Raw genomic sequence first — 8989 nt, forward strand, 5'->3', positions numbered from 1 at the left:
TTGCCCGCGGTCATCGTCGGTTCGGGGCCGTCGGTGCCGAAGACGGGCCTGAGTTCGGCGAGCTTGTGCGGTGAGGTGCCGGGGCGCAGGTTCTGGTCGCGGGCGAGACCGCGGAAGGGGACGACGAGGTCGTGCAGGAAGCCGCTGTCGTAGGCGGTGGCGAGGTTGCGGTGGCTGGCGGCGGCGAGCGCGTCCTGCTCGTGCCGGGGGATGCCCCACTCCCGTGCCGTACGGGCCGCGTGCTCGCCCATCGACAGGCCGGTGCGCGGTTCGGCGTTGCGCGGGATCTCGGGTACGAGGTGCCGGGGCCGGATCCGGGCCAGCTCCGCCGCCCGCTCCTTGAAGGTCTTGGCCCTGCGGGTGGCGAGCAGGATGCGCCGCAGTTCGTCGTTGACGCCGAGCGGGGCGTCGCTGGCGGTGTCGGCGCCGCCCGCGATGCCCGCGTCGAGCTGGCCGAGGGCGATCTTGTTGGCGACGGCGATCACCGCCTGCAGGCCGGTGCCGCACGCCTGCTGTATGTCGTAGGCGGGGGTGCGCGGATCGAGCTGGGAGCCGAGCACCGTCTCCCGTGCGAGGTTGTAGTCGCGGCTGTGCTTGAGTACGGCGCCCGCCACGAACTCGCCGACGCCGCGGTCGCCCGTCAGGCCGTACCGGGTGACGAGACCGTCCAGCGCGGCGGTGAGCATGTCCTGGTTCGAACAGGCGGCGTACGGACCGTCCGCGCGGGCGAAGGGGATGCGGCTGCCGCCGATGACCGCGACGCGGCGCGAAATGCGGGCACTTATGAGGCCGGTGGGACTCATCCTCGACCAAACTCCTGACCTGAAAGTAACCTTACTCGGAAGTAAATTTACGTGAGCCGGAGGAGTTGGGGAATGGCCGACCGATATCTGCATTGGACCGACACACGGCCCGGCCGCCTCCTCACCCGCCGGCTCTGCCTCCCCCGGCCCATCCCCTCGCTCTTCGAGCTGGGGAGACCCCAAGCCCTCGCTCTTCGAGCTGGGGAGCCCCCAAGCGCTCCACCGGTGGTCGGCGGAGCGGCCGCGGCTGGCGGGCGGCACCGGGCTCCCGGTCCGTACGAAGGCGGAACCGGGCGAGACCTGCGCCGCCGTGCTGCTCGACGCTACGGGGATACGGACCGTCAGGGAACTCCGGGGGGTGCACGAAAACCTGCAGCCGGTACTGCGTTCACTCGCCGGCTGCGGCCGCGTCGTGCTGCTCGGCACCCGCCCCGACCCGGACGAACACCAGCAGGCGGCGGTGCAGCAGGCGCTGGAGGGGCGCTGGAGGGCTTCGTCCGCTCGCTGGGCAAGGAGTTCGGCGGCGGCCGCACGGCGCAGCTGGTGCGGTTCGCGCGCGGCGCCACCGCGGCGGGCGCCGCTTCCACGCTCCACTTCCTGCTCTCGCCCAGGTCCGCCTACCTCAGCGGTCAGGTCGTCGAGACCGGCGACGCGGCCCCGGCCCCGGCGACCGGGCCGGCCCCGCTGTCCGGCCGCACGGCCGTGGTGACCGGCGCCGCGCGCGGCATCGGCGAGTCCGTGGCCGCGACCCTGGCCCGGGACGCCGCGCACGTCGTCTGCCTCGACAACGCGGGCATCACCCGGGGCCGTAAGCTCGTCAACATGGCCGCGGACCGCTGGGACGCCGTACTCGACGTCAACCTCGCCGCCGTGCTGCGTGCGACCGACCACCTGCTGGCGGCGGGCGCACTGCGGCGCGGCACCGGCCGCGTCAGGCGTCTGCCAGAGCCTGCTGGGAGCGTGAAGACGTGACCGTGCACCACCTGTCAGCGCCGCCCCGGCTGCCCGTCGTGCTCGCACGGGGCGCCCTCGCGTCACTGACCAAGCGCGGCCCGTACGAGGGAGCGCGGCTGCCCGACGAACGCCTCGTGCTGGCCGGGTCCCGCGTCGATGCCGGCAAGCTGCGCGCATACGCGCACGTCTGCGGCTTTCCCGCCACGGACGCCGGCCGGCCGCCGCCGCTCCCGCCCAGCTACCCGCACGTCCTCGGCTTCCCGCTCGCCATGCGGCTGATGGCCGACCGCGACTTCCCCTTCCCGCTGCTCGGCCTGGTGCACACCGGCGTCGAGCTCACCCAGCACCGGGCGCTGTGGGCGGAGGACCGGCCCGAGATCTCGGTGCGCGCGGAAGGGCCGGCCCCGCACCGGCGCGGCAGCGTGTTCCAGGTGGTGACCGAGGCGCGGCTGAACGGGCAGCTCGTGTGGCACTCGCGCAGCACCTATCTGTGCAGGCACGGCGGGGGCGACGCGGGCGCCGGGCCCACGCCGGCCGCCGACGCGCCACCACCCGCACCGCTGCCCGTACGCGCCCACTGGGACCTGCCGTCAGGACTCGGGCGCCGCTACGCCGCCGCGTCCGGCGACCGCAACCCCATCCATCTGCACCCGCTCGCCGCGAAGCTCTTCGGCTTCCCCCGGCACATCGCCCACGGCATGTGGAGCTTCGCCCGCTGCCTGGCGGAGACAGTGCCGGGCGGCGAACAGGTCACCGCGCGCGCGGAGTTCAAGGCACCCGTGCTGCTCCCCTCGACCGTCGCCTTCGGCGCGGACAGGCTGACCCCGCCGAACGCGCCCTCGCGGGTGCACCGCTTCGAGCTGCGCGGCGGCACCGACCCGGACCGGCTGCACCTCACCGGTGAGGTGACCAGCGAGCGCCCTTGACCAGGTGCTCCAGGCCGGTCCAGCAGAAGTTCATGAGCATGGCGGCGGTCTCCTTCGCCGACGGCACGCCGTCCGTACGGGCGTTCGCCCACCCGGCGAGGGATTCCGCGGCGCCGACCAGCGCGTGTGCCAGACCGGAGACCTCGCGCTCGGCCAGCGCCTCGTCGCAGCCCGCGTCCCGCGCCGCCCGCCCCAGCAGCAGCGTCACCAGCTCCGTGATCTCCGCCCGCATCGCGGCCACCTCATGGGCGAAGGGCTCCCCCAGCGTGTCGGCACGCTGCAGCACCGCCCAGCCGTCCGGCCGCACGGCGGTGTGCGCGAAGAAGGCGCACAGCCCGTTCCACAGCTGCTGGTCGGCGGAGCCGTCACGCTCCCGGGTGCCGACCCGCACCGCCCCGACCAGCGCCGACCGCTCCCGGCGCAAGCAGGCCGTGAACAGGTCTTCCTTCGACTTCAGATAGAGATAGACCAGCGGCTTGGAGACCCCGGCCTCCTCGGCTATCTCGTCCATCGACGCGGCCTGGTAGCCGTTCCGCGCGAATCCGACGACCGCGGCGTCCAGCATCTGCCGCTCGCGCACCTCGCGCGGCATCCGCCGGCGCCCCGTGCCGCCCTTGGTCTTGCTCTTGGTCGTGGTCCCGGTCTTGCTCTTGGTCGTGGTCCCCACTGCCTTGCCCCTCCACCCCATGACCCCCACAGGCTGATCCGACGTAATCGTACGTGGACCGTCCGTCACCACACCGGGGGGTGACGGGTTGTTTGATTTGTCTGGTACGACACTCCGGAGATCCGCCGCGTCCCACCGGTACGCCATCGGGTTGACATACATGGTGACTCGCCGTCAGGCGCACTTCGCGCGATGTCCCCCTGCTTACGGTGCCGGGTAGGAGCAGGCAGGGCTGTTCCCTCCGACCAAGGAGAGCCGATGGCTGAGCGCAGCACGCAGACCGGTCCGCGCCGACGCGGTTATCAGGAAGGTATCGGCGGCGAGCTCCTCGCCGAATTCCTGGGAACCTTCGTACTGATCCTGATCGGCTGTGGCTCGGTCGCCGTCGCCGTCGCCGGGCTGCCGCTGTCAGGCCGCCAGGCCGGCGAATTCGGTCCCGCCAACTGGCTCATCATCTCCTGGGGATGGGGCCTCGCCGTGGTATTCGGCGTCTACGTCGCCGGAGGCATCAGCGGCGCTCACATCAACCCCGCGGTGTCGCTCGGTTTCGCGGTACGGGGGCACTTTCCCTGGAAGAAGGTCCTGCCCTACTGGGGGGCGCAGGTCGTCGGGGCCTTCGTCGCCGCCTCCGTCGTCTACGCCACGTACCACTGGGCGATCGACGCGTTCAACACCAAGGCCGGAATCGGGCGGGAGGAATCGCTCCCCACCTTCTCCATCTTCGCCACCTTCCCCGCCGAGTACTTCGGGGATTCGTGGTGGGGGCCACTGCTCGACCAGATCGTGGGCACCGCGCTCCTGCTCCTGCTGATCTGCGCCCTCATCGACAAGGCCAACACGGCGCCGCAATCGAATCTCGGGCCGTTCCTGATCGGTCTGGTGGTCGTCGCGATCGGCCTCACCTACGGCACGAACGCCGGGTACGCGATCAACCCCGCCCGCGACTTCGGCCCCCGCCTGTTCACGTTCTTCGAAGGCTGGGGAAGCATCGCCTTCCCCGGGAAATCCGAATGGTTCACCAGCTATTGGTGGATCCCCATCGCCGGCCCGCTCATCGGCGGCATCGTGGGCGTCAAGGTCTACGACCTCTTCATCGGCCAGGTGATCAAGGCCCGCGGCGCGGAGACACACCCGGAGGGCGAGGTTCCCGAAAGAACCCGCCCCCCGGAAACGGAATAGTCACACCGGCGAGTTCGCCGTCGCGCGAGGGCGGGGCTGGTGGTGGACGGAGTCCCCGCCGTCCTCGCCGGCCCTGTCGGCCCCGTCGGCCCCGTCTCCCTCGTACAGACTGAAGCTCTTCGCACCGCGGAAGGCGTCCAGGTCGAGGATCTTCTCGCGGGCCGAGACCAGCACCGGAATGACCGCTTGCCCGGCCACGTTCGTCGCCGTCCTCATCATGTCCAGGATCGGATCGATCGCGAGCAGCAGGCCGACGCCCGCCAGCGGCAGACCCAGCGTGGACAGCGTGAGCGTCAGCATGACCGTGGCACCGGTCAGGCCCGCGGTGGCGGCGGAGCCGATGACGGAGACGAACACGATCAGCAGGTACTCACGCAGGCCCAGGTCGATGCCGTAGAACTCACCGATGAAGACGGCCGCGATCGCCGGGTAGACCGAGGCGCAGCCGTCCATCTTGGTCGTCGAGCCGAACGGCACGGCGAAGGCCGCGTACTCCTTGGGAACGCCCAGACGTTCGGTGACCTTCTGGGTGACGGGCATGGTGCCCACCGACGAGCGGGAGACGAAGGCCAGCTGGATGGCGGGCCAGGCGCCACGGTAGAACTGCAGCGGGCTGACCTTCGCGACGGTGGCCAGCAGCAGCGGATAGACGCCGAAGAGCACGAGGGCGCAGCCGATGTAGACGTCGGCGGTGAAGGTGGCGTACTTGCCGATGAGCTCCCAGCCGTAATCCTTGATCGCGGTGCCGATGAGTCCGATCGTGCCGACCGGGGCGAGCCGGATGATCCACCACAAGGCCTTCTGGAGCAGCGCGAGGACGGCCTCGCCGAAGGTCAGCAGCGGAGCGGCCTTGTCACCGAGTTTGAGGGCGGCGACTCCGACGACGACGGCCATGAAGACGATCTGCAGGACCTGCAGTTCGGTGAACGGCGTGATGATGTCGGTCGGGATGATGCCGGTCAGGAAGTCCAGCCAGGATCCGGACTCCTCGGGCTTGGCGGCGTCCTTCGCGGACAGCCCCGTACCCGAACCCGGGTGCGTGAGCAGCCCGATGGCGAGCCCGATGGCCACCGCGATCAGTGACGTGGCCATGAACCACAGCAGGGTCCGGGTCGCGAGCCGGGCGGCATTGTGCACGTTGCGCAGGTTCGTGATCGAGATGGTGATCGCGAAGAAGACGAGCGGGGCGACGGCCAGCTTCAGCAGCTGGACGAAGATCTCGCCGGTCTTGGTGAGGGTCGTTCCGAGCCAGGCGATGTCCCCGGTGCGGGCGATCCAGCCCAGCACGACGCCCAGGAACAGGCCGAGCAGGATCTGTGCCCAGAAGGGAACCTTGGGCACGGGTACGCGCCGGGCGGCCGGTGCGGACGCTCCGGCGGAGGTGTCCGTGGACGAACCAGGGGGCGTATCAGGGGACGAGGACACGGTCGGACTCCCGCTCGGCTGTGGGTCTTCGGCTTCCCGAAGGCTTCCCAACGGGTACGACGACCCACAACGCCACGCCGGGCTGTGGTCATTCCCGGCCGGCGGGCGCTGAGACGCGCGTTACACCGCGCCGTCCTCCTGGCTCTGGTGGGCGGCGAGCCTGCCCTTGGCGCGGTCCACGCCACCGGTGATCTGCTCCGACATGGCGTCCCGCTGCCTGCGCAGCAGCACGAAGCTGAGCGGGGCGGAGAGCACCAGCGCCAGCAGCACGACCCACAGCGGGTTGGACTTCCCGATGCCCTCGGGGATGATCCCCGTGTACGCGAGCACCGCGACGAGTACGAGACAGCCGGCGAAGACGCCGGCCCGCAGGGCGGTGTAGCGGAGCGTTGCGTGCGACGTGCGGCTCACGGGGATCTTCTCCGGGGCTTCTCGGGTGCTTCGGGCGCCGCGTGCCCGGCGCCTGAACGAATCCTCTCCAGTCAAACACAGTGCCCGGAACGGGCTAGTGCCCCTCCCGGCACCAGCGGCAGCCAGAGCGTGACGTCGTCGCGGAAGTCGTCGTCGGTGACCCGGATCGCGTCCGGCAGCCGGCCGACCTCCCGGTAGCCGCAGCCGCCGTAGAACCGCTCCAGGCCGAGCCCGCCGCGGCAGCTGATCCGGAGCGCCGTGATGCCGTCGATGCCCCGAGCGCCCTGCTCGACGGCGGACATCAGCTCGCGCCCGTACCCCCTGCCCTGGAGCGCGGGGTGCACCATCACCGTGTAGACCGAGCACCAGTGCCGCTTGGGCCGGTGGGCGTTGAAGGCCAGGAAGGCGCTGGCGGCGACCGCACCGCGCTCGTCGCGGCCGATCAGCATCCGGGTGCTGCCCGCGTCGACGGCGGCCAGATGGTTCAGCAGATCCGCCCGCAGGTCCTCGGCGGACACCGGCGCCGCGAGACCGTCCGCGCCGCCCGCCTCGGCGACGTCCGCCCACAGTGCGCGCAGACCGTCGCGGAGTCGGTGATCGAGCGACGGGTCCCATTCGAACGTCAGCGGCATACCGCCAAGCTTATCCCCGGCACCTCCGCTCGCACGTTCGATGTTTTCCGATTACCTGAACGGTCGCCTACACGCGTTTGGGTGTCCGCTAGTCAGTGAAAACGAAAAAGTGACCGGCGCGCCGCACGGGATTCTATGCCCGCCCTTGTCAAGGTCGCTCTGCTTCATAAAGGGAGGCGGAGTCATTCATGGCGAGGAAGAAGAACTCTGTGCTGCGCGGTTTGTGCTGCGCGGTGATCTGCATGGCGGCAATGACGCCGACACCCGCGATCGCGGCTCCCCCGTCGAAATGGCCGGCGCCCGACGGCCCTTTGACGGAGCGCTATCACGCCTTGCGGCACGGCGGGATCGTACGCGCGGCCAACACGGCGATCACCTGCCGCAAGCCGGTGGGAACGGCGACGGCCTGCCGTGCGGTCCAGCGGGGGGCGGGGGGAGACAACGCCGACTACGAGATGTTCTATTCCGACGTCGACCGCGACCCCAACACCTACAACTCCACCCGGGCCCGGCTGCGGCTGCCGAAGACGTCGAAGGTGAGATACGCCCGGCTGTACTGGGGCGGCAATCTCCGCGTCGGGGAGGTCAAGCCCGCCAAGGACAACGGCCGCGTGCTGCTCGCCGAACCCCGCGGCGCGTACCGGCCGGTGTGGTCGGACACCCTGCGGACGTACCGTCGCGGCGGCGGGGTGGACGCCTACCAGGCGTCCGCGAACGTGACGCCGCTGGTCGGCAGAAGCGGCCCCGGCAGCTACACCGTGGCGCAGGTGAATGTGGCGAAGGGCCACTCCGCGGCCGGTGCGTGGGGCGGCTGGACGCTGGTGGTGGTGTACGAGGACGCGAAGGCGCCGCTTCGGCACCTGACGCTGTGGGACGGGCTCGCGGCTCCCGGCAGCCGGACGGCAGGGGTGTCGGCCGGCAGCCGGTACCTGGGGTTCCCGGCGGGGGCCAAGGGTTCGGTCGGCGTGGTGGGTTATGACGGCGACCGTGGTTCGGCGCGGGAATCGTTCACCCTCGCCGCCGACAAACGGGCCGGCACACCGCTGTCGAATTCCGTGAACCCTTCGCGTGACACGTTCAATTCGACGATCACCGACCGCGGCCGCGAAGTGCCGGGCCGGACTCCCGCCCACCGCAACACGCTCGGATACGACTCCGACGTCTTCGACGCCGCCACGGCGCTGCGCCCCGGCGGACGGCGTCTCCTTTTCCGCTTCGCGTCCCGTGATGACGACTACCTGCTCGGTGCGCTCTACGCACAGGTCGACGCACGCCGCTGAGCACGCCGCTGAGACGCGGTTGAACACACACGCCGCTTCGTATGCGGCTGAAAGCACACGCCAGAAGCTTGTCCGGTCGTGACGTTGAGGAGACGTGGGGTGCTTGCGGAGCGCAGGGAACGGAGGGACGGGCTCACCGTCCTTCACCTGGCCCAGCCCGTCGAGGGTGGGGTGGCGAGGGTCATCACCGACCTCGTCGGGGCCCAGAGGCGGGAAGGAGTACGCGTCGTCGTGGGCTGCCCGGCGGGCGGCAGCCTGCCCCGGGCGGCCGCGGCGGCGGGCGCGGAAGTGGAGCACTGGGACGCGCTCCGGGACCCCGGCCCGCGCGTGCCGGCGGAGGCGCGGCGGGCATACCAGCTGATCCGGCGCGTACGCCCCGACCTCGTGCACGCGCACAGCGCCAAGGCGGGGCTGGCCGCCAGGCTCGCGCTGCGCGGCAGGATCCCCACGGTCTATCAGCCGCACGCCTGGTCCTTCGAGGCCGTCGAGGGACAGGCCGCCCGGCTGGCCCGCGGCTGGGAGCGGTGGGCGGCGCGCTGGACGCACCGGGTGCTGTGCGTGAGCGAGGCCGAGCGTCGTACCGGCGAACGGGCGGGGGTCTCCGCGCCGTGGACCGTCGTGCCCAACGGCGTGGACCTGAGCTGTTTCACGGCCGCCGCCGCTGCCGGTGGCGGCACCGCCGCCGGAACCGACGCCGACGCGGAAGCCGCTC

9 protein-coding genes and 1 pseudogene are annotated in these 8989 nt (G+C 71.1%); 5 read left to right on the forward strand and 5 right to left on the reverse strand.

All coding sequences use genetic code 11. The annotated features are described in order from the left end of the window. Window positions 1-803: beta-ketoacyl synthase N-terminal-like domain-containing protein (locus tag ACRDP3_RS22000; RefSeq protein ID WP_431518715.1), on the reverse strand; the 803-nt coding region annotated here is incomplete at its 3' end. 72 nt (window positions 804-875) lie between these two features. Between ACRDP3_RS22000 and ACRDP3_RS22005 the strand changes: the two are divergent. Then, a pseudogene (locus ACRDP3_RS22005) lies at window positions 876-1760 on the forward strand (3-oxoacyl-ACP reductase); the annotation flags it as partial. Between the two features lie 11 nt (window positions 1761-1771). After that, entirely contained in the window at window positions 1772-2683 is a 912-nt protein-coding gene (locus tag ACRDP3_RS22010; protein WP_431518716.1) for a MaoC family dehydratase, read from the forward strand. Here ACRDP3_RS22010 and ACRDP3_RS22015 read toward each other — a convergent pair. Further along, window positions 2652-3275: a TetR/AcrR family transcriptional regulator gene (locus ACRDP3_RS22015; RefSeq protein ID WP_431518723.1), complete on the reverse strand. Its 624-nt coding sequence runs from the start codon at window positions 3273-3275 to the stop codon at window positions 2652-2654. The two genes, ACRDP3_RS22010 and ACRDP3_RS22015, sit on opposite strands and share 32 nt — an antisense overlap. A 333-nt stretch (window positions 3276-3608) precedes the next feature. Between ACRDP3_RS22015 and ACRDP3_RS22020 the strand changes: the two genes are divergently transcribed. Continuing rightward, complete coding sequence (locus ACRDP3_RS22020; RefSeq protein ID WP_431518717.1) at window positions 3609-4529, forward strand: MIP/aquaporin family protein; 921 nt, start codon at window positions 3609-3611, stop codon at window positions 4527-4529. On the opposite strand, the gene ACRDP3_RS22025 is transcribed toward ACRDP3_RS22020, so the two are convergent. From ACRDP3_RS22025 to ACRDP3_RS22035, 3 genes are all read right to left on the reverse strand, one after another. Further along, entirely contained in the window at window positions 4530-5954 is a 1425-nt protein-coding gene (locus ACRDP3_RS22025; RefSeq protein WP_431518718.1) for a dicarboxylate/amino acid:cation symporter, read from the reverse strand. Between the two features lie 120 nt (window positions 5955-6074). Then, on the reverse strand, window positions 6075-6365 hold the full coding sequence (locus tag ACRDP3_RS22030; RefSeq protein WP_431518719.1) for a DUF4229 domain-containing protein: 291 nt from the start codon (window positions 6363-6365) through the stop codon (window positions 6075-6077). Window positions 6366-6436: 71 nt separating this feature from the next. Beyond that, window positions 6437-6997: an N-acetyltransferase family protein gene (locus ACRDP3_RS22035; RefSeq protein WP_431518720.1), complete on the reverse strand. Its 561-nt coding sequence runs from the start codon at window positions 6995-6997 to the stop codon at window positions 6437-6439. A 188-nt stretch (window positions 6998-7185) separates the two neighbouring features. Here ACRDP3_RS22035 and ACRDP3_RS22040 point away from each other — a divergent pair, with 188 nt between their 5' ends. Then, on the forward strand, window positions 7186-8277 hold the full coding sequence (locus ACRDP3_RS22040) for a DUF3344 domain-containing protein (protein WP_431518721.1): 1092 nt from the start codon (window positions 7186-7188) through the stop codon (window positions 8275-8277). Between the two features lie 99 nt (window positions 8278-8376). Then, window positions 8377-8989, forward strand: a 613-nt coding sequence (locus ACRDP3_RS22045) for a glycosyltransferase family 4 protein (RefSeq protein WP_431518722.1), incomplete at its 3' end; no start/stop codon positions are given.

The organism is Streptomyces sp. (assembly GCF_050698815.1).
In the GTDB taxonomy this organism is placed as follows: domain Bacteria; phylum Actinomycetota; class Actinomycetes; order Streptomycetales; family Streptomycetaceae; genus Streptomyces.